We start from the raw sequence: 18,070 nt of genomic DNA on the forward strand, positions 1-18,070 counted from the left end.
TCGCTGACCTGACGCTTGTTTCCGGAACCGGAATTAATCGTGATCACGGGCAATATCCAGCTTTTCACAAACCAGCCGGGCCGCTTCCAGCAACCTGGGGGTGGGGCGCGAAATAAGGGCCGAGGGCACGTAAAACAGATTGTTTCCGGCAACTGCATCGAGCCCGGGATAGCGCTTCCAGTGCTCAAGCTGGTCATTGCTGTCGCCATCGACGCTTCCGGCAAGAATAGCGCCGGGGTCTGCTTTCAATACGGCCTCGGCGCTGATTCGGGGCACCAGGTTCGGCATAGCGCCAAACACATTCACCCCGCCACACAACTGAATGACTTTTCCGATCAGATGATCGTTGTTAATGGTCATCAAGGGCTGCTCCCAGACCTGATAGAAAACCGACACCGGGCCGGCGTTGCGGTATTGCTCTGAGAGCTCAGTCATACCGGCACGAAAACGCCCGGCTTCGGCAAAGCCTAGCGGCTCGGTTCCAGCCAACGTTGAAAGCCGCTCAATAGCGCTGGAAACCCCTTCAAACGTGCGGGGCTCAATGGCAAACGTGGTTAATCCCAGATCTTGCAACAACTCGACCTGTGCCGGCGGATTGCCCGTTACCCAGGTGACCACAAGGTCCGGGTCGAGGGCCAGCAGGGCTTCCATATCAATGCGGGTGTTACTGCCTACTGACGGCAGTTTCTGTGCAGCAGGCGGGTAATCACTGTATTCCACCACCGCAACGACCTGATCGCCGGCACCGGCTGAGTACAGGAGCTCAGTGGCGCCCGGGGAGAGTGCCACGATTTTCCGGGCCGGTTGATCAAGACAAACATTGGCTTTCAAATCATCCGGGGCGCAGAGCTCCGCGCTACCCTCTCTGCTGATTAATGCGAGACAAGCAAAGACCACAACAGCCAGAAGCGGCCAGATATTGGTTCTATAGATTCGTTTGCTCACATTAATTTCCCGGCTGGTGTTCCAGTTATCACCGCTTTCACTGCCCAAAGTCATACCTTACAGCGAGAAATACGGTACGACCGGCGCTGATATAGTCCGTATTATCGAATCGCTTGGCCGTCGCATACTCCTTATCCAGAACGTTTCCGATGGTCAGGGAAGCCGCCCAGCCGGGGGCCATCTCCTTGCGGGCCCGGAGATCCCATATGCCATACCCGGCAATACGCTCGCGGCCAATCATAAACAGATCATCGTAACGATGGCTTTCGGCACGAACGGTTGTCCCAAACACCCAGGTCCCTGTCTCTTTATCGAGATCCACGCGAATTGTGTTCTCGGCCCTTCGGATCAATTGCCTTCCATCTTCTTTATTTTCGTAGTCACCCGCACTGGCAGCTGCCTGCAGGCTCCAGCCATTCTGACTCCAGCCACTGCTGAACTCGACACCTCGCAATCGTGCTTCCGGTACACTGCCGGCTGCATCCTGAGATGGAAGGGAAAGGTCTTCTACATCGGAATGGAATACAGCGACATCCCAGAACCATCGCACATAACGACCTTCTATCCCAAGCTCATAACTCGTTGCTTCTTCTGGCTGAAGGTCAGGATTGCCGAAGCCCGGATAATAGAGATCGTTAAAAGACGGTGCCTTGAACGACGTACCGACACTGGCGCGTACCCGGTGGTTTCTGTTGAGTGCATAGCCAACGCCAGCGCCCCAGGTTTGCTCGGTACCGTATGCTTCATTATCATCGTTCCGTGCACTCATATGGATATCCAGTGCACCAAAGTTCAACAATGCCTGCCCGAAAAAAGCACTGTTGGAACGGCTGCGCTCGTCGTAAACCACGGAGCTGTCTACCTGATCCACCGTATACTCCGCACCCAATACAAATTCATGGGTGCCCGAGGTCAGCCAGTTTTCAATCCGGGAGTTCCGGGTTTGGGTATTGAATACCCCGGGAAAGGAACTGAAATCTTCCAACTCATCTCTGGCATCAGAAAACTGCAGTGATGTGCGCCAGCTTTCGGTAATCGGAACATCCAGACTCACACCCGCAACCTGGAATACGAAGTCCTCTTCTCCGCCCTCGTATTCGCTATCGCCTTGAGCGTTAAGGAATGTGAAGCCAGTACGGACACCATTATCGAATTGATGAGAGCCGCTCGCGACACCCGACGTATTGTTATAGCTTTTGTCATCCCCACCCCTGATAACCGGCGCACCGTCTGTCCGAAATTGGTTCATGCCGATACTTAACTTTGATGCCTGGTTCGAAAATGCGGCGCCAGCGGCGTATTGCTGGCTGTCAAAGTTCCCGCCACCGGCTTCTAACCAAGCGCTTCTGCCCTCCTGTTGAGGCAAAGTAAAAGCCTGTATCACCCCGCCAACCGCGTCCGAGCCATAAAGACTGCTCCGGCTTCCCCGGACGATCTCAACGCGGTTGATCAGCTGGGGCGGAAGGTGCTGCCACGCAGCGCCGCCGACTGTAGCCGAGCGAATCCGAATGCCATCAACCAGAAGTATGGAAGCGTCCGAAGCCTGCCCCCGGACAAAAACACTGGTTTGCTTGCCAAACGATCCGCTCCGGGATACAGATACGCCGGGCCGGGATTCGAGGAGCTCCCGGAACTCTTTGGGCTGCTGGAGCCGGAGATCTTTATCGTCAATAACGGTTACCGACGAGAGACTCTCTCCTGTCGTTTTCGGGCCCAGGGTTGCAGTAACAACGATAGGATCCATCAGAGAATCCGCTGATTCCTGTGAGATCGCAGTTGAAAAAGGATTAAGTGAAAAAGGCAAAACAAGACTGCCCAAAGCTAGCCGGGAAACCTTCATGACATACACTCACTGACACACCACGCGCACCCGCATGATTGATTGTTTAAGTGCTGCACAAGGAGGGGGCCGGCTGCTTGCCAGCCTGGAGCATTGCAAAAGGTGGGGAAATTCCGTCGGACGCGCCGGTGTTTACCCACCGCAACTGCCCTCCGCAGCGTTCGGTGTGTTTACAGGCCGGTCTCCGGACTTGTGAGCACATTAACGATCGGCATAAGCCTTCCCATGCTTGCGCACAGTGGCATCTCTCTTCGCCGACCACTCACTTACCGTTGCGGGGGCAGTGCCGGACTTTAACCGGCTTCCCGTTTCACTGTTGTAGCGATGATGATTACGCCAAACAGCACCTGCGAACTCGGGGAAAGGCTAACAACGCGTTAATGGTTGGTCAATGACTAATCACAAATTGGCCCGGCCTGGCCCTCGCAAACAAAAGCTGAGGCCCTCAAACCTACCTGATTCCATCCAGTCAGAGTATGATCCCGCCCAATACTGTATTGAACACAATCTCCATTCTCCGTAATGAGAATCTGCTTTACGGCATATGGATTTCTGAAGGTATGTGAAATGTCTTTTCCCAGCAGTTGGACCACCGCACCCCAGCAACCGGACGCACGTTTTTTTGAACAGGCCGCGCAGCGGCAGAGTGCGCTCACCAAGCCCTCAGGTTCTCTGGGCCGCCTTGAAAACGTTGCTGTTCAGCTTGCCGGGCTGCAGGGTACGAAAACACCAGCCGTTGATCAGATCCAGATCAGCGTATTCGTGGGTGATCATGGCATTTGTGAGGAAGGCGTGTCAGCTTACCCGCAGGCGGTTACGGCCCAGATGATTGCCAACTTCGCCAATGGAGGCGCTGCCATAAGCGTGCTGGCGAAATCCCTGGGCGCGGATCTGGAGGTTGTGAACCTTGGCACGGTATCGGATGTTGCACCGGGCCTGCCCGGGGTTATAGACGCCCGCATCGCCCCCTGCACCCGCAACTTTGCGGCAACCGACGCCATGACCACCGAGCAGGTGTGCGCCGCCCTGAACCACGGGGATGCAGCAGCACAGCGGGCCGCAGACAAGGGCAGCCAATTGTTTATCGGTGGTGATATGGGCATAGGCAACACCACCTCGGCAACCGCCATTGCCAGTTCACTGATGGGCAAAAACCCCATGAAGCTGACCGGGCCGGGCACAGGGCTGGACCTGGCCGGCGTGCGCCATAAAGCGGAAGTTATCATCAGTGCCATTCAGCGCCACGATAACGATGATGATGGTCAGGATGCCATGGCCGTGCTCAAAGCCTTCGGTGGCTTCGAGATTGCGGCATTGGCAGGCGCTATTGCCGGCTGCGCCGCCCGTACCATACCGGTTCTGATTGACGGCTATATTGTTTCGGTTGCTGCCCTGGTTGCGGTAAGCCACCAACCGGACATCCGCCCCTGGCTGCTGTTCGCCCACCGTTCTGCCGAGCCGGGCCATCAGGCCATTCTCGATGCACTGAACGCAGAGCCGCTGCTTGATCTTGGCATGCACCTCGGCGAGGGTAGTGGTGCTGCTGCAGCCGTTCCACTACTCAGGATTGCCTGCGAACTGCACAACGGCATGGCCAGTTTTGAAGACGCCGGCGTCAGCACCAAAAAGCAATAAGACAGAGGGCGGCAATGATGGCCGAAAGCACAACCGTATTTGATCTCATCCGCCACGGCGAGCCCGAAGGTGGCCCCATGTACCGCGGCAGCAGGGACGATCCCCTGAGCACAACCGGCTGGCAGCAGATGCGCGCTGCCATTACCGAAGCCGATCACTGGGATGCCATTGTCAGCTCCCCCATGCGGCGTTGTGTTCACTTTGCCCGCGAGCTGGCTGACCGTTACCAAATCCACCTGCACACAGACGAGCGCCTGCGGGAGATCAATTTCGGCGAGTGGGAAGGGCGAACAGCGGAGGAAGTGATGGCCAGCGATGGCGAAAGACTCAGCCGGTTCTGGGCCGACCCGGTGGGCAATTCACCCCCGGGCGGTGAAACAACCGCCGATTTCAACCGCCGTGTGGTAGAAAGCTGGCACCACTGGCAGCAGGAGCTTGCAGGCACGAAGATACTGATTGTCTGCCACGGTGGTGTGATCAGGATGATCGTTGCCGATACCATGAACATCCCGCTGGAACATGCGTTTTCCGGGCTGACGACGCCCTATGCATGTCGCAGCAGGATTCAGGTAAACATCTCAGACCATGGCCGCTTTCAGAGCCTTGTGGCGCACGGCCGTTTTGACGCTATCAGAACTTGACCCGGGCCCCTGTCATCGCAATGTTGATGTCGTCATAGCTACGCTCCCTGGCGCTCAGCTGGTAATTGTTGAAGGAAGCGTACATGTCCAGCCATTTCGCCGGAGCGTATACATAACTGATACCGTAGGCCTTCACTTCACTGTCGCTCACCGGCGCAGGTGTGTACTCCGTGCGGTCCTCGCCCATGGCATGATGAATAGCCACTGAATGCTTGCCGGTTTTATAACCGGTTTTCACCATGTAGAAATCCGATGCGGTTTTCACGCTGTCGTCCTGCCTGGAATACACACCGGTCAGGTTGAAGCCACTGGTATGCAGCCAGGAAGCCGAGCCACCGTAAACCTCCACTTTATCCGCGGCGCCACCCACATCTTTGCGGGAGTAGCCAACACCGGCAGCAAGTTTGCCCGCCAGCGGGAAAGTGAAGTTGGCGGCCAGCTCGGTGACATCGTCACTGCCGGAACCGCCTTTTTTATTTTTATACCCCTGGCTGACGGAAACCGTAACAGGGCCGAACGAGGGGCTGTCGTAGCGAACACGGTCGTAGCGCGCTTCAAAGTCCTGGTTGTGCAGTGCATCAATCAGTTTTACATCGTTGGTGGAGCCATCTTTTGCGACAAAAGGAATCGAGCCACCCACCAGACCCAGGTTGGAAAACGCGGCCACCTTGGTGCCGGAGAGATCAATCTCGGTATTGGTGTCGGCGGCGCCAGAACCCTGGCCGAGGGAAACCTGACCAAAATCACCGGCAACAAACAGGTTGATATGGCGCTCTTCCAGTTCACCACTTATTGAACGCTTGTCTGGCGTGACTTTACTTGAATCATTGTGCTGATACTCAAACTCCAGGTGTGTACCGAACCGTACGCCCAGATCTTCCACTTCCTTGCTGATCTTCGCGCCAAAACGGCTGGAGGCATACTTGTTGTCCACAATGTAGGTTTCCGAATCACGCTGGTTATCAGCGTACATGAGCGCCATGTTCACCCAGCCGTAGGTTTCAATATCCAGATCCGGTACTTCCACGGTTTTTGCGGATACGGAGGTGGCCGCCAGACTGCTGCTGGCCAGGGCGATGGCCAGGTAAAGTTTGCGTTGCTGCTTCATACTTGTTCTCCTGCATATCAATTGCGTGAAATCGGAAATCCACGAAAATAGTGGGCTAACTATAGCCAGATCACGCAATTTCCGTTTGACCCTTATCAAATTGATGCAGCTAAGCGATGCGTTCCAGGGACAACAATCCGGCAACATTCTGCGTCTGTTGTGGCGTTGGATGGTATCGATACAGCCTTTTGGCACCGGCCCTGCTGCCCAGGCGCCGGCGTCTGCTATAGTTTTGCCCAGGCGCTATCAAATTCCATCCGGGAGACAGCATGCAGGCCGAACTGATCGACATCCGTAACCATCTTGTCCAGCATGCGCCGTTTGACGACATGCCGGAGGAGCTGATCAATGAGCTCACGGCCAGTATTGAAATAAGCTATGTGCGTGCAGGAACCCCGATACTGGAAACCGGACAAACCAGCACCCACATGTACTATGTGCGCAGCGGTGCCGTGGAGATCTTCCGCCGCTCCGGGGAACTCTACAACCGCATCAGTGAAGGCGAGATTTTCGGCCAGTTCGGCCTGCTGATGCGGGGGCAGGTGCGGTTTCCGGCTACAGCACTGGAAGACAGCCTGCTGTATCGCGTTCCCGCTGATACTTTCAATTTCCTGTTTGAAAACGACGAGAACTTTGCCGACTTTGTGGAGATAGAGGATCGCAGCCGTTTGCGCTCTGCTGTTTCCCGCCGGGAAAAATCCAACGCGCTGATGACCTCCCGTGTCAGCCGCCTGATTTCCCGGGAAACCGTTTCCGCACCCACCACCGTACGCCTGCAGGAGGCTGCACGCATCATGACGGATCAGGGGGTATCAGCTCTGCTGCTGATGGACGAGGCATGCGGGGACAAGTGCGACAGCGACCGCCTCACCGGTATTATCACCGACCGGGACCTGCGTACCCGGGCGGTGACCGAAGCCCTGCCCTCCGAAACCCCGGTGAGCGAAATCATGACCACCGGGCTGATCAAGATCCGCGCCAGCAGCTATGTCTTCGAGGCCATGCTCACCATGCTGCACAACAATGTGCATCACTTGCCGGTAATAGACGGCGACGAAGTCCGGGGCGTCATCGCCCTTGCCGACATTGTGCGCTACGAAAGCCAGAGCAGCCTGTACCTGGTGAGCAACATTTTCCACCAGCAGGACGTAAAAGGCCTGAAAAAAATCAGCCGGGACGTGCGCGACAGCTTTGTGCGCATGGTCAATGAAGACGCCAATTCGCACATGATAGGCAGTGCCATGGCCGGTATTGGCCGCAGCTTTACCCAGCGCCTGCTGGAGCTGGGCGAAGAGAAGCTGGGGCCGCCGCCGGTGCCCTACTGCTTCATGGCACTGGGCTCCATGGCCCGGGACGAGCAACTGGTGGTAACCGACCAGGACAACGCCATGATTCTGGATGACAGCTTCGTGCCGGAAGAACACGATGAATACTTTATGGCACTGGCAAAGTTTGTGTCCGACGGCCTGGCCCAGTGCGGCTATAGCTACTGTACCGGGGATATCATGGCCACGAATCCTAAATGGCGGCAACCCTTGAAGGTATGGCGAGGCTACTTCACCGACTGGATAGAGAACCCCAAAGCCGTAGCGCTTCTGAACAGCAACATCTTCTTCGACCTCGATGGCATCCACGGCTGCACAGAGTTTGCCGAAGAGCTCAAAACCCTGGTGGCTGAGAAAGCCAGCAGCAGCCAGCTGTTCCTGACCCTGATGGCACGCAATGCGCTCAATCGCACGCCACCTTTAGGATTCTTCCGCACGTTTGTGCTGGAAGAAGATGGCAAGCACCAGAAAACCTTTAACCTGAAGCGTCGCGGTACCGCACCACTGTCTGATCTGATCCGCGTTCATGCGCTGGCGTGTGGCTCACGGGCGCAGAACTCCTTTGAGCGCCTCAAAAGTATCGGTAAAACCAAGCTGATTATGGAGGACGACCTCAGCAACCTCAGAGACGCGCTGGAATTCATTTCCATTGTGCGTATCCGCCATCAGGCGCTGTCTCTGGAGGCCGGAGAAGAGCCGGACAACAATGTAAGGCCGGAAGACCTTTCTCCTTTCGAGCGCAGTCATCTGAAGGACGCCTTTCAGGTGGTCAGCAATGCCCAGAAGTTCCTGAGGTTCAGATACCACACACAGGCAACCCGGAATGTCTGATCACTCTGAAAACCCAACCGCCCCGGAAGCCCTCAAACAGCTGCCCTGGCCCGATCAGTACCGGGTCCTTGCAAAGAATGCCAGGGCCCCGGTCCTGAAACGCTTTTACGAAGCCGGCTGCCCTGATCCGAAAACCCCGATATCTGAGGTTCCCCTGGTGGCACTGGACTTTGAAACCACCGGCCTGGATGCCGAGGCTCACTCGATTGTAAGCATCGGGCTGGTGCCCTTTACCCTGGATGCCATTCACCTCAGCCAGGCAAAACACTGGGTTGTTCGCCCACCGCTGCCGCTGCACCAGACCTCTGTGACCTTTCATGGCATTACCCACAGCGATATCGACAAGGCTCCGGATCTTGCCGACATCCTGGAAGAGGTTTTTGCCAGCCTGAACGGGCGGATTCCGGTGGTGCATTTCAGGAACATTGAACGGCCTTTCCTGAACGTGGCATTGCAGTGGCGGCTTGATGAGGGCATTCGCTTCCCGGTGATCGACACCATGGCTATTGAAGCCCACCTGCACCCGGACCGGAACCCCTCCTTCCTGGGGCGGCTGATAGGCAAAACTCCGGTCTCCATCCGCCTGGCAGACAGCCGGACACGCTATGGGCTGCCGCACTACAGCGCCCATAACGCGCTGATTGATGCCATTGCCACTGCGGAACTGCTTCAGGCCCAGATTTACCATCACTTCAGCCCTGAAACCCCGATTGGTGATTTGTGGCTCTGACAACCTTCCATATTCTGGTGATTTACTGGGCCTCCTTCACATCCGCAATCCAGTCGCCGTAGCCGGCGGCCTCCATTTCTTCCAGCGGGATGAATCGGAGCGCCGCTGAGTTCATGCAGTACCGCAAACCCGTGGGCGCCGGGCCATCGTTAAAGACATGCCCCAGATGCGAATCCGCGTATCGGCTGCGAATCTCGGTACGGGTCATAAAAAAGCCTCTGTCCTCTTTTTCCACAACAAGGTCGGAGCCCAGTGGCCGGGTAAAGCTCGGCCAGCCGGTTCCGGATTTGTACTTGTCGCGGGACGAGAACAGAGGTTCGCCCGACACAACATCCACGTATATGCCAGGGCGCTTATTGTCCCAATAGGGGTTGTTGAACGCCCGCTCGGTGCCGTCATTCTGAGTAACCTCATATTGCACGCTGGTGAGGCGTTGCTTCAGGGTTTCTGCATCGGGCTGCACAAAGGCCTCCGGGTCAAACCCCTTGCCGGCATTCTCCGCTGCCTCGGTATCCGGTTTGAACTGGCTGAAATCCAGCTCATAATCATCGCCATAGACCTTCTCGATGAACTGGTAACGGCCGGAATTGAAGGTGTAGAAGTTATAGCGCACAGGATTCTTCTTATAGTAATCCTGATGGTACTTCTCAGCGGCGTAAAATTTGCCCAGCGGTGTGATCTCGATCACCACCGGCTTCTCGTAGATACCCGAAGCTTGCAGCTCGTTTTTGGCGGCTTGTGCCAGGCGCTTCTGTTCTGCGTTGTGGTAGAAAATCGCAGGGCGATACTGCTTGCCGCGGTCGACAAACTGGCCGTTGGCATCCGTCGGGTCCATCATGCGCCAAAGGCCCTGCAACAGGCCCTCGTAGGTGATTTCGTCCGGATCGTAATAAACCTGAACCGCTTCGGTATGCCCGGTTTTGCCTGAGGCTACCTGCTGGTAAGTGGGATTGGCCTCGTCTCCGCCCGCATAACCGGAAACAGCCTCCACAACGCCCGGGATCTTTTCGTAACCCGCTTCCACACACCAGAAACAGCCTCCGGCGAAGGTGGCAACCTCAAGGCCTGGTTCTGATGGCGCGTATTCACTGGTCCCAGCCGTCGCCTTTTCAGCCGTGGCAACGGTGGCAAAGAGAAAACCGGTGGTCGCTGCAAGCATTACGAGCACCAGTGCCAGTACTTTTCGGTTCATAACAACTCTCCCGGGAGCAATCTCAGTGACCATGGTATCGATGCGGGTTCACTCGAACATTCCCTCAGTGATACGAATTTATAACATCCTGGATTGTTCCTTCCTTGCATCGACCGCCGTTAGCCAGAAACGAAACACTGCACGCCCCCCCCATCATGCTGATAATAATGCCTGCAGTCTAACGCAAAAGCTTCACGTATCTGGCGCGCCGGGCCCGGCCCTGGGAAAAGCCAATATTCAATGCTTGGCAGTACGCACATGTGGATCTAAGCTAAGGGATATTCCGGGCGGATGGAACCGGAAACACGCCACCAGGGAGAGCCCTATGACCCCCCGACACCAGTACTCTTATGCCCGCCAGCTGGCGGCAGTGCTCGCGCTTTTATTCAGCCTGCTGCCCCTGAACGCCCATGCAGAGAAGCTGACGGATAGCACTATCCGTGCTTTCATAACGACCCTTGAAAAAGCCCAGGCTCTGGAACCGGAATTCGAAGATCTGGATGATGAAGAGGATAATGAAACGCTTCAGGACAATGAAGCACCTGATTTTTCAAGAATCTTCTCGTCGTCCATTGAAGAACTGAAAGGCGAAGACGCGTACGATCGTCTGCAAGACCTGGTTCAGGGTCACGGCTTCAAGAACCTGGACGAATGGGCGAGCACCGGCGATCGCATTTACAGCGCCTGGATGGCGATTGAAATGCAGGCCCAGAATCCTGCCATCCAGAAGGAAATGGAAAGCGCGATGGCGGAGATCGAGAACAACCCTCACATGAGCGCGCAACAGAAGGCCCAGATGCGTGCGTCGATGCAAGCCGCCATGGGCTTCACGCAACAGGCCAGTTCTGCTCCCTCAGCCGACATTGAAGCCGTCAAACCTCACCTTCAGGCCCTGCGAGCTATCGCAGAAGACGACGAAGACTGATCCCTGCTACACGAAAAAGCCCGGAGAGCATCGCTGCCTTCCGGGCTTTTTCCTTTTTCGCTGCCTTACGCAAGCAGGTTATAAACAAACACAATTACAACCGCCACCGGCGTCACGAAGCGCAGCAGATTCAGCCACAGGGTGAACATGCCGCTGCTCAGGTTCAGATCCGCCTTCAAAGACTCTTTGGCAACAAACCAGCCCACAAAGATCGCCGTCAGCAAGCCGGACAAGGGCAGCAGGATGTTGGCGGTAAAGAAATCAAGCAGATCAAAGATCGTCTTGCCCTCAAAACGCTCGAACATGGCCAGTGGCGTAACATCTGCCCATACGTTCAGTGACAGAATAGAGGCAATGCCCAGCAACCAGCACAGAACGCCAACAACAATGGCACTGCCGGAACGGCCCATATTGGAATTTTCTTCTACCCACTCAACCACCGGCTCCAGCAGGGAGATGCCGGATGTCCAGGCGGCAAACAACAGGAGAATGAAGAACAGGGCCCCGAACAAACTACCCATGGGCATATTGCCAAAAGCCAGCGGCAGGGTCTGGAAGATCAGGCCGGGGCCGGCGCCGGCTTCAAGCCCGTTGGCAAACACCACAGGGAAAATGGCCAGCCCGGCAAGCAGTGCAACCATGGTATCCATCAATGCAATACTGACAGCCGTGCGCCCGACAGCCACATCCTTTCCCAGATAGGAACCGTAGGCCATCATGATGGCCATACCCAGGCTCAGTGTGAAAAACGCGTGGCCCAGTGCAATCAGCACACCGTTAATGGTGAGCGCACTGAAATTCGGAGTAAACAGGAAGCTGACCGCCTCCCCAAAATGGCCGGTGGTCGTCGCGTAACCCACTGCAACCAGCAGCAGCAAGAAAAGTGCCGGCATCAGAATGGTTACAGCTCGCTCCAGGCCGCCTTTCAGGCCACGGGATACCACCAGGATAACCAGCGCCATAAACAGCGTATGCCAGGCCAGAAGTTGCTTGGGGCTGCCGAGCAGGCCACTGAAAAGGTTACCGATGGAGTCGGCAGTACCGCCGGTGAAGTCACCCATGGCCGCATGGCCGATGTAAGAGGCAGCCCAACCGCCAATAACCGAGTAAAACGACAGAATCGCAAAGGCCGCGATCATGCCGATAACCGCAGAAATCCGCCACGCCGGCGAACTGAGGTTGCGCTCGGCCACCAGGCGCATACTGCCAATGGGGTTATGGCGGCCACTTCGGCCAATAAACACTTCCGCCATCATGATAGGCACACCAATGATGGCGATGCATAGAAGATAAACCAGAACGAACGCGCCACCGCCATTCTCACCGGTGACATAGGGAAATTTCCAGACATTGCCAAGGCCCACAGCAGAACCTGTGGCGGCAAGAATAAATGCAAAACGGGAAGACCAGAGGCCGCGAGAAACTCCGGAATCACTGCCCGAGGCTGAACTGAGCTGAGTCATGTCATGTTCCTGTGCTTTTGGCTAAGGAATCGCAAAAAGATGCCACCGGTTGCGCCGGGGCGACAGGGGGAGGATTCTGCCAGCACTTGCCCGGGGATGCCAGTGCTGGCAACAGGTTCACACCCGATTACCAGGCACAGAACCTAGGCGGCTTTTCCGAGAAAGCGCGCAACCAGATCTTTTAGCCCCCGGGACATGGCACTCAGGCTATCACTGCTTTCTCTGGCCAAGGACGCCTGCTCTTCACTGTGGTCTGCCAGTTCTGCGATATTGATAATCTGGCTATTGATTTCTTCAGACACCTGGCTCTGCTCCTCGAATGCAGCCGACATGCTGATAAAACTGTCAGAGATCGTTTTGATGGACTTCACGATATCACGCAGGGAGTTCTCGGCCTCCCGCACTTTTTCCAGCCCCTGACCCGCAACAGCCTCACCATCCCGAGTTGCCTGAACCGTGGACTCGACTTGCAGCCGGAAGTCATCAATAACATCCTGAATGCGCACCGTGGATTCCCGGGTACGACTTGCCAACGAACGCACTTCATCGGCGACCACGGCAAACCCGCGCCCCTGCTCACCCGCACGGGCTGCTTCGATTGCCGCGTTCAGAGCCAGCAAGTTAGTCTGCTCGGCAATCTCGGAAATCAGGCTTGCTGCCTCACCAATGCTTCTGGTGGATTCGCCCAGTTTACCTATTGCCTGGCCAATGCCATTGACCCGGGTAACCAGTTTTTCAATTGCCACCAGTGCTTCCGAGCTTCGTTCACTGCCTATTGCCGCCAGGCGGTCGGCTGCCTCAGCCTCGCGGGCATTGCCCAGCAGGGACTCTGTCACTTCCTGAATAGACGCCGTCATCTCGGTAATGGCGGAGGCGGTTTGATCCGTTTCAGCACGCTGGCGGCCAATGGCTCCCGCGCCACTGCTTATGTAGTCATAGGAAGCACGGGCCTGTTCATAAAGCAGTTCAGCCTGATCATCTATACGGGCCAGAGCCGTGCGAATACGCGCGTCCTCACTGATCAACAGCAGCGCCAATTGCGAGAAAACCCCGGGCTCCTCACTGTATGTACGAGCTACCACGGGGTCGTAGAAGGCGCCCGGGCGAAGCTCCATTAGGCGTTTGATCCGGCCCTGCAGTGATGACAGTAACAGCATGGCCCCCAACAGATGGCCGAGAACAATCACCCCCGCCGCCAACCCGCCTTTCTCAAAACCGAGGGCAGCAAGGCTCAGTATCAGTGAAAGAACCAGGGGCCATCCGGTTTTCAACAGCGAGAGGATCCGGCTCTGGACGTTAGTGGCTGATTTACCCGCAGCAATGCGCTGATAGAGTGTCTCGGCCCGTGCTATGTCTTCCCGGGCCGGTTCTACACGAACCGACTCATAGCCAACCATCCGGTCGTTTTCCCGGATTGGCGTAACATATGCGCTCACCCAGTAGTGATCACCGTTTTTTGCACGATTTTTGACCACCCCCATCCAGGGTTTCCCGGCGTTCAGGTATCGCCACATGTCTTGAAATACCGCCTGCGGCATATCCGGGTGGCGAATAATGTTGTGTGCCTGGCCAATCAGCTCCGCCTCGGAGAAGCCGCTGATCTCTGTAAACTCTTCGTTGCAGTAGGTGATAACACCTTTGAGATCGGTAGTGGTGATCAACCTGCCACCTTTGCGCATTTTGATTTCATGCTGGGTGACGGGTAGGTTCTTGCGCATAATATTGCCTGTTACTCATTGTGGGCAGACGTACATAAATTTGCGGCACACAATATCGGCTAAGCTGTACTTTTGATATTCGTCAAAAGTAAAACTAAGTAACAGGATTTATCGACACCCTGTATTCCTGAGGCGGTTGCGCGGCCTCAGGCCGCACCAACCAGGCGGGCACGGGGGTGAAGGCGGGCGTTCACCCAGAGAGAAAAGGCTATAACGCCGCCACCGATGGCTAACCTCAGCAGGTCCGCGTCCCGGTTCCAGATCAGCAGATTTACCAGCAGCCCGGCGGGCACCAGCACGTTATTCATGATGGCCAGCGTGCCAGCGTCCACACGGCAGGCGCCCCGGTTCCACAGGAACAAACCAAGCCCGGAGGCAGCCACACCTAACCATGTCAGAATGCCCCATTGCAGGGCCGTTGTCGGCAAACGCTCAGCATTGCCGAATATCATGAACGAGGGTAGGGCAATAATCAGGGCCCCTATAAAGAAGTAGCCGAAGGTGCGGTAAGCCGGAATCCCAAGCGGATAACGCTGCATAACGTGTTTGTACCCCACCTGGCCTGCTGCAAAGGTGAAGTTTGCCACCTGCAGTAACAGGAAACCGGTAACGAAATCCTCGCTCAGGCCATCGTAGCGGATGATGCCGGCACCGAACGTGGCTATTGCTGCCGCCAGAAGCGCCACCGGGGAAAAGCGCCGGAACAGGGCATCATCAATCAGGGTAACGTAGAGTGGCGTGAATATGGTAAATAACAAAACTTCCGGTACCGACAGGTAGCTGAAGGAACGGTACAGGCACAGGTAGGTAATGCCAAACTGCAACATGCCCGTTATCAGGATACCCAGCTGCAGCCCTCCGGGCAGGCCACGCCAGCGGGTAAAGGGCAGGAATATCAGCGTTGCCAGCAACACCCGGCTGAGCACCGCAAAATCACTGTCTACCTGGCCGGCGAGAAATTCGCCAATCAGGCTGAAAGAAAAGGCCCAGAGTACCGTTACGAAAACCAGTAGTCCCATTTTCACTGCCACCCGCAAGAATTGGATGTGTACTTTAACGGGTTTTAACGTGCGTTTCAGCGTCTTTTCGCGGCAACTCCCTATGACACCGCCTTCCACAATCCAGTAGCATATGGCGCCCGCAAATCAGCCACAAACGACCCGGTGGCTCCAGCATTTCGGATCAGCACACTATGGATGAAGCCCATCAGCCACTGCCGGAGGCACGCAAGCCTCTCATCTCGCGAACACTGACGGAGTGGAAAACCCTGGCCATTCTCGGCGGGCCGATCCTGATTGCCCAGATAGCTCAGATGGCCAACGGCGTAATCGATACGGTTATGGCTGGCCATGCCAGTGCGGAAGATCTTGCAGGCGTGGGTATTGGCAGTAGTCTCTGGGCACCGCTGTTCCTGTTCTTTATGGGTATGCTCGGGGCGCTGCAGCCTATTATTTCCGGTTACAACGGCGCCCGCACACTGAAAAAAATAATGCCGGTTACATGGCAAGGCATCTACCTGGCCGGCGTTGGCGCTGTCATCATGATCCTGTTGCTCACCAACGTGCATCCGGTTCTTGACGGGCTGAACCTCGAAGCCAACACCGCACGCATCACCCAGGGCTACCTGGACGCGTTTGTCTGGGGAATTCCCGCTCTGCTTTTAATGGCTGCCCTGAGGGGTCTGACAGACGGTTTAGGCCACACCCGCGTGATCATGGCGTTCTCGCTGCTGAGTACATTAATTAACCTGCCACTCAATTATATTTTCATCTACGGCAAACTCGGCCTGCCTGCCATGGGCGGCATTGGCTGCGGCTGGGCAACTTCTCTTTCCAATGGGGCCGCTGCCATTGCACTGCTTGCCTACCTGAACCGGAGCAAACTCTACCGCCAATTCCATCTGGTTGCCGACTGGGCCAAACCCGATGCTGCCCTGATTCGCTATATCCTGAGTATTGGCCTACCCATCGGGTTCACTATTTTTGTGGAAGTCAGCATGTTCTCTGTGATTGCACTGTTTCTTGCGCCCCTGGGCCCGGTTGTGGTGGCGGGGCACCAGATTGCACTGAACGTTGTCTCCCTCCTGTTCATGTTGCCCCTGAGCATAGGGATGGCACTCACGCTGAGAGTCAGCTTCCTTATGGGTGCAGGGGCGCCAGACACCGCCCGTCTGATTGCCCGCAGTTCGCTGGTACTTGCCGCGTCCACAGCACTGGTGTTCGCCATTCTCCTGTTTGTTTTTTCACGGGGAATCTCAGCACTCTACACCAGTGAGGCAGAAGTTCAGGCGGTTACCGTGCGGCTGTTAATGTTTGCGGCTATTTTCCAGGTGGCTGATGTTATTCAGGTTACCTGCATCAGTGCCCTGAGAGGCTATAAAGACACGGGCATTCCCATGCTGATCATGCTGTTCTCGTTCTGGGGTGTGGGATTGCCTCTGGGCTATACCCTGACGTTTACCGATCTGCTTGTGCCCGCCATGGGAGCGGCGGGGTTCTGGGTAGGGCTGACCGGAGGGCTGGCCTCCGCCAGTCTACTGCTGGGATGGCGGCTGTTTCACTATCGCCCGCAAATCAATGCACAAGCAGCAGGCTAACCCGGGGATGCCATCAGTAAACCCGGGCTACTTGAGGATTTGGCTTCCGCAAACACAACCTGATCACGACCGGCTTCTTTCGCTCTGTACAGTGCCGTATCAGCCCGCTCAATCCAGTTTTCCACTGGCTCACCGGCGCTCAGCAGAGCTACTCCGAAGGAGACGGTGGCAGCGCCCCCCGGGTGCTTGAGTTTTGTCCGCAAGCTATGCTGGAGGTTGTTCATCACCGCCGTCAAGCCGGCACCATCAACACCGGGCAAAAGAAGAACAAATTCCTCGCCACCGTAACGAAAAAGCTGATCGGATTGACGGGTGTGTTGCTGCACCAGGCTTACCAGATCAACAAGAACACCGTCTCCCACACCATGACCGTATTCATCGTTTACCGTCTTGAAATGATCTATGTCCAGCATAACCAGAGCATAAGGCAAGCCTGTGCGCGTCGCATGAGCCGCAGCCAGAATCAGTTCCTCATCCATGGCGCGCCGGTTTTTTACGCCGGTCAGTGGATCTATCGTTGCTAACTGCTCCAGGCGCTCACGCTGATTGTCGGTACGCTGCGCAAAGGCAAAGGCGGTGGCGCTGACCACCAGGGCCGTTGCCGCAAATGTCCACATCTGAACCTGGGTCTGAAAAACTTCACGCTGGGCCATCATCGCGGCAATTGAGCACAGGTTAAGAACGGTTGCAATTCTTGGCTTAACAAGGAAAAACGTTGTCACCAGGCAGGGATATAACCAGAATAACCCCACTTCGCCAACCGTAGCCGCAACTGCGACCGCCCCGGAGCATGCAATAAAGGCAAGTACCATTCCGCTGCGCCGCGTATCGCCGGTTATCCACGCATATGCCATACCACCGAATATGGTGACCAGAATTGCGGTATCGATAGCTCCCGCGACAAGATTGCCCTGCACAAAGCGCATGATCGCAAACGGGGTAATACCCAGGAAAGCACTGGTACCCAGAATGGTAATAATCGACAGTCGAAAATCGGTTTTCAGGCGCTTCAGCATGCTTGTCGCCTTCCCCTCAGAGTGGGCTCACTTGTCAAGCATAATCCAGTGCGTCACAGTTCGCGCCAAATTCTGCAATTTTTTACAAAATGACCGTAAAATGTC

At 56.0% G+C, this 18,070-nt stretch carries 14 protein-coding genes and 1 riboswitch; of the genes, 6 read left to right on the forward strand and 8 right to left on the reverse strand.

What is annotated here, in order from left to right:
- Positions 1-33: 33 nt before the first annotated feature.
- Together CDH48_RS04060 and CDH48_RS04065 are read right to left on the reverse strand one after the other, a co-directional pair.
- The gene (locus CDH48_RS04060; RefSeq protein ID WP_227520933.1) at positions 34-945 is read right to left on the reverse strand and encodes a cobalamin-binding protein; all 912 of its coding nucleotides are present in this window, start codon (positions 943-945) and stop codon (positions 34-36) included.
- Positions 946-982: 37 nt separating this feature from the next.
- Entirely contained in the window at positions 983-2,689 is a 1,707-nt protein-coding gene (locus tag CDH48_RS04065; protein WP_227520934.1) for a TonB-dependent receptor domain-containing protein, read from the reverse strand.
- Between the two features lie 254 nt (positions 2,690-2,943).
- Positions 2,944-3,151, reverse strand: a riboswitch (cobalamin riboswitch).
- Positions 3,152-3,352: 201 nt separating this feature from the next.
- Between CDH48_RS04065 and cobT the strand changes: the two genes are divergently transcribed.
- A complete protein-coding gene (cobT, locus tag CDH48_RS04070; RefSeq protein WP_100687448.1) occupies positions 3,353-4,420 on the forward strand; it encodes a nicotinate-nucleotide--dimethylbenzimidazole phosphoribosyltransferase in 1,068 nt (355 codons plus the stop codon).
- 14 nt (positions 4,421-4,434) lie between these two features.
- Positions 4,435-5,061 carry a histidine phosphatase family protein gene (locus tag CDH48_RS04075; RefSeq protein ID WP_227520935.1) on the forward strand — a complete coding sequence of 209 codons (627 nt, stop codon included), beginning with the start codon at positions 4,435-4,437 and terminating at the stop codon, positions 5,059-5,061.
- Here CDH48_RS04075 and CDH48_RS04080 read toward each other — a convergent pair.
- Positions 5,051-6,169 carry a porin gene (locus tag CDH48_RS04080; protein ID WP_157807796.1) on the reverse strand — a complete coding sequence of 373 codons (1,119 nt, stop codon included), beginning with the start codon at positions 6,167-6,169 and terminating at the stop codon, positions 5,051-5,053. The genes CDH48_RS04075 and CDH48_RS04080 overlap by 11 nt on opposite strands.
- Positions 6,170-6,438: 269 nt before the next feature.
- Between CDH48_RS04080 and CDH48_RS04085 the strand changes: the two genes are divergently transcribed.
- Both CDH48_RS04085 and CDH48_RS04090 read left to right on the forward strand, forming a co-directional pair.
- Entirely contained in the window at positions 6,439-8,325 is a 1,887-nt protein-coding gene (locus CDH48_RS04085) for a putative nucleotidyltransferase substrate binding domain-containing protein (protein ID WP_100687450.1), read from the forward strand.
- Entirely contained in the window at positions 8,318-9,055 is a 738-nt protein-coding gene (locus CDH48_RS04090; RefSeq protein WP_100687451.1) for a 3'-5' exonuclease, read from the forward strand. The genes CDH48_RS04085 and CDH48_RS04090 overlap by 8 nt, the downstream gene beginning before the upstream one ends.
- Positions 9,056-9,077: 22 nt before the next feature.
- On the opposite strand, the gene msrB is transcribed toward CDH48_RS04090, so the two are convergent.
- Entirely contained in the window at positions 9,078-10,247 is a 1,170-nt protein-coding gene (gene msrB, locus CDH48_RS04095) for a peptide-methionine (R)-S-oxide reductase MsrB (protein WP_100687452.1), read from the reverse strand.
- Positions 10,248-10,572: 325 nt separating this feature from the next.
- Here msrB and CDH48_RS04100 point away from each other — a divergent pair, with 325 nt between their 5' ends.
- A complete protein-coding gene (locus tag CDH48_RS04100; RefSeq protein ID WP_100687453.1) occupies positions 10,573-11,172 on the forward strand; it encodes a hypothetical protein in 600 nt (199 codons plus the stop codon).
- A 65-nt stretch (positions 11,173-11,237) separates the two neighbouring features.
- Here the strand turns inward: CDH48_RS04100 and CDH48_RS04105 are convergent, their stop codons facing one another.
- From CDH48_RS04105 to CDH48_RS04115, 3 genes are all read right to left on the reverse strand, one after another.
- Positions 11,238-12,635, reverse strand: a complete 1,398-nt coding sequence (locus CDH48_RS04105; protein WP_100687454.1) for a sodium-dependent transporter — start codon at positions 12,633-12,635, stop codon at positions 11,238-11,240.
- A 143-nt stretch (positions 12,636-12,778) separates the two neighbouring features.
- Positions 12,779-14,353: a methyl-accepting chemotaxis protein gene (locus CDH48_RS04110; protein WP_100687455.1), complete on the reverse strand. Its 1,575-nt coding sequence runs from the start codon at positions 14,351-14,353 to the stop codon at positions 12,779-12,781.
- A gap of 146 nt (positions 14,354-14,499) precedes the next feature.
- A complete protein-coding gene (locus CDH48_RS04115) occupies positions 14,500-15,372 on the reverse strand; it encodes a carboxylate/amino acid/amine transporter (RefSeq protein ID WP_100687456.1) in 873 nt (290 codons plus the stop codon).
- Between the two features lie 173 nt (positions 15,373-15,545).
- Here CDH48_RS04115 and CDH48_RS04120 point away from each other — a divergent pair, with 173 nt between their 5' ends.
- The gene (locus tag CDH48_RS04120) at positions 15,546-16,949 is read left to right on the forward strand and encodes an MATE family efflux transporter (protein ID WP_100687457.1); all 1,404 of its coding nucleotides are present in this window, start codon (positions 15,546-15,548) and stop codon (positions 16,947-16,949) included.
- Here the strand turns inward: CDH48_RS04120 and CDH48_RS04125 are convergent.
- Positions 16,946-17,965 carry a GGDEF domain-containing protein gene (locus tag CDH48_RS04125; protein ID WP_100687458.1) on the reverse strand — a complete coding sequence of 340 codons (1,020 nt, stop codon included), beginning with the start codon at positions 17,963-17,965 and terminating at the stop codon, positions 16,946-16,948. The genes CDH48_RS04120 and CDH48_RS04125 overlap by 4 nt on opposite strands.
- Positions 17,966-18,070 lie beyond the last annotated feature (105 nt).

The organism is Marinobacter aromaticivorans (assembly GCF_002806975.1).
GTDB lineage: Bacteria > Pseudomonadota > Gammaproteobacteria > Pseudomonadales > Oleiphilaceae > Marinobacter > Marinobacter aromaticivorans.

What these genes read in the sequence shown, in the direction of transcription:
- CDH48_RS04065 (WP_227520934.1), bottom strand. Translation starts at nt 2,689, where the DNA reads ATGGATCCTATCGTTGTTACTGCAACCCTGGGCCCGAAAACGACAGGA.
- cobT (WP_100687448.1), top strand. Translation starts at nt 3,353, where the DNA reads ATGTCTTTTCCCAGCAGTTGGACCACCGCACCCCAGCAACCGGACGCA.
- CDH48_RS04075 (WP_227520935.1), top strand. Translation starts at nt 4,435, where the DNA reads ATGATGGCCGAAAGCACAACCGTATTTGATCTCATCCGCCACGGCGAG.
- CDH48_RS04080 (WP_157807796.1), bottom strand. Translation starts at nt 6,169, where the DNA reads ATGAAGCAGCAACGCAAACTTTACCTGGCCATCGCCCTGGCCAGCAGC.
- CDH48_RS04085 (WP_100687450.1), top strand. Translation starts at nt 6,439, where the DNA reads ATGCAGGCCGAACTGATCGACATCCGTAACCATCTTGTCCAGCATGCG.
- CDH48_RS04090 (WP_100687451.1), top strand. Translation starts at nt 8,318, where the DNA reads ATGTCTGATCACTCTGAAAACCCAACCGCCCCGGAAGCCCTCAAACAG.
- msrB (WP_100687452.1), bottom strand. Translation starts at nt 10,247, where the DNA reads ATGAACCGAAAAGTACTGGCACTGGTGCTCGTAATGCTTGCAGCGACC.
- CDH48_RS04100 (WP_100687453.1), top strand. Translation starts at nt 10,573, where the DNA reads ATGACCCCCCGACACCAGTACTCTTATGCCCGCCAGCTGGCGGCAGTG.
- CDH48_RS04105 (WP_100687454.1), bottom strand. Translation starts at nt 12,635, where the DNA reads ATGACTCAGCTCAGTTCAGCCTCGGGCAGTGATTCCGGAGTTTCTCGC.
- CDH48_RS04110 (WP_100687455.1), bottom strand. Translation starts at nt 14,353, where the DNA reads ATGCGCAAGAACCTACCCGTCACCCAGCATGAAATCAAAATGCGCAAA.
- CDH48_RS04115 (WP_100687456.1), bottom strand. Translation starts at nt 15,372, where the DNA reads ATGGGACTACTGGTTTTCGTAACGGTACTCTGGGCCTTTTCTTTCAGC.
- CDH48_RS04120 (WP_100687457.1), top strand. Translation starts at nt 15,546, where the DNA reads ATGGATGAAGCCCATCAGCCACTGCCGGAGGCACGCAAGCCTCTCATC.
- CDH48_RS04125 (WP_100687458.1), bottom strand. Translation starts at nt 17,965, where the DNA reads ATGCTGAAGCGCCTGAAAACCGATTTTCGACTGTCGATTATTACCATT.